3 protein-coding genes are annotated in these 1951 nt (G+C 37.7%); all 3 read right to left on the minus strand.

Translation table 11 applies throughout. The annotated features are described in order from the left end of the window. On the minus strand, nt 1–679 hold a 679-nt coding region (locus GWC94_RS00005; protein WP_161832955.1), incomplete at its 3' end, for an Imm49 family immunity protein. 3 nt (nt 680–682) lie between these two features. Further along, nucleotides 683–1162: a hypothetical protein gene (locus tag GWC94_RS00010; protein WP_161832956.1), complete on the minus strand. Its 480-nt coding sequence runs from the start codon at nt 1160–1162 to the stop codon at nt 683–685. 67 nt (nt 1163–1229) lie between these two features. Further along, nucleotides 1230–1951, minus strand: a 722-nt coding sequence (locus GWC94_RS00015; protein ID WP_161832957.1) for an Imm49 family immunity protein, incomplete at its 5' end; no start/stop codon positions are given.

The raw sequence follows: 1951 nt of genomic DNA on the forward strand, positions 1-1951 counted from the left end.
CTTTGGGTATCAGCGGATGGTCTATCTCAATTTCCATTCCCTTTAACCATGCCAGTTTTGTGTAACCAAGAGCTGGTATAGAAATATAATCCTGGGCGATGCCCATATGCTTATTGCGTTTTTTATGATCTTTTAGCAGCATCTTTATTGCTTCAGTAACCATTTCTTTATTGCTGGTGAGCATGCCTTTAAAAAACATCAAGTCTGGAATATTGATTTTTCCTTTTTGCGTAGTGATGATCTGTTCGTACACAAAAATGTCTCCCCTTAAACTATCCCAGTCTTCTTTTATGATATTCTGCATTGCGTGGACTAAACTTCCCTTTTTTATGGTATGACTGAACCAAGGGTGTGTTAAATTGGCGTAACGATCTATTAAAGATAAATCATCACTTAAGATTGCAAACGTAATATGAATCACACCTGAATCAAGAACTCTGGAATTATACTGTTTAATCTCGTATTCATCTATGCGCCCGCACCTGTAAAAACATTGTTTACATTCCCGGATATCCTTGTTCAGGAACAAACTTCCCAGCGCCTGGTGTTCATTATAATACCATAACATGCCAATATCGCTTTCATATTGCACTGGGCTGGTTTGAGGTGATAAAATTCTTTTTAGTGCTTCATTTTCACTTATTATACTATTGGTATAAATCTCGCTAAGTGGCAGCATTTTTTAATATTTAGCTAATCTTAAAATTACTATTTCTTGCATACTTCTGTCTACCGCAGTTACGGTTTTGAGTATTTTATCTTTATTCGCTGCTAAAACGTCCGATAAAATTTTTAAGTTTCCTCCTTGCAGTTCCATTTTGAGAAGTAAATCATTAACCCATTTATCACTCATTTGTGGATCTAATTGCGTTTGTGTATTTCGTGCATTCAATTTAATATTCCCCGCATTCCCAACCTGTTTTGCTTCATTAATAATAATTTCCTCCACATTGCCCGCCGCATCCTGTTTAATGTACACGCCATCGAATCCGTTATTACCCGGCAGTTTGGCTTCGTGTTTTACAAAACCATCGGTTTGGAAAATGTCGTCGCAAATGGATTCTGTTTTTGTTCCCAAAGCATCGCCGTTCAGTACGATATCGTCAATCTTCGTTCTCAGGCTCTGCAGGGTAGGTAAAGGGGAACTTTTGGAAAGTTTCAAACTTTCCAAAAGTTAAATCTTCCTGAGTGGTAATATGCTTTTTTAGATTTGGTTAGGATTAAAGTTATTACCCTATCTCTTTCAAAAATGCATACTTGTCCTCATACTTTTCCAACGGGTTATAGGGCAATAGTTCTTTGGGTATCAGCGGATGGTCTATCTCTATTTCGATTCCCTTCAGCCATGCCAGTTTTGTGTAGCCCAAGGCTGGCATGGAAATATAATCTTGTGCAATACCTAAGTATTTATTACGTTTTTTGTGCGTTTTTAGCAGTTCGTGTATTGCTTCCATAATCATTGTTCTGTCTTTTGCAATCATGCCCTCAAAAAATTTTCTGTCGGGCAATAGACCTTTGTTAACTGTTTGTTTTTTGGTAGACATAATACCAAGACTCCACCTAAGTCGCTCCCAGTCTTCCTTTATCACCTGCTGAATGGCGTATAGCAATGTACTATGCCCGCGTTCCACCATCCAGGCATAATGGGTATGTCCTAAATTGGCATACCGCTGCATCAGGGGAATGTTATCACTAAGAACAGAATATAGCAAATGACTGACTCCCGAATCAAGGATTCTGGCATCATTTTTTTTGATTTCGTATTCATCTATGCGACCGCACCTGTAAAAACATTGCTTACATTCTCGGATATTCTTATTGAGAAACAAATTCCCCAGCGCTTGTTTTTCATTATAATACCATAACCATCCTATCTCACTTTTATATTGCTCTGGATTGATTTGTGGGGATAAGAGTTTGTCTATTGTCTTATTCTCATCTATAATGCTAC

This window comes from Sediminibacterium soli (genome assembly GCF_009939225.1).
Classification (GTDB): domain Bacteria; phylum Bacteroidota; class Bacteroidia; order Chitinophagales; family Chitinophagaceae; genus Sediminibacterium; species Sediminibacterium soli.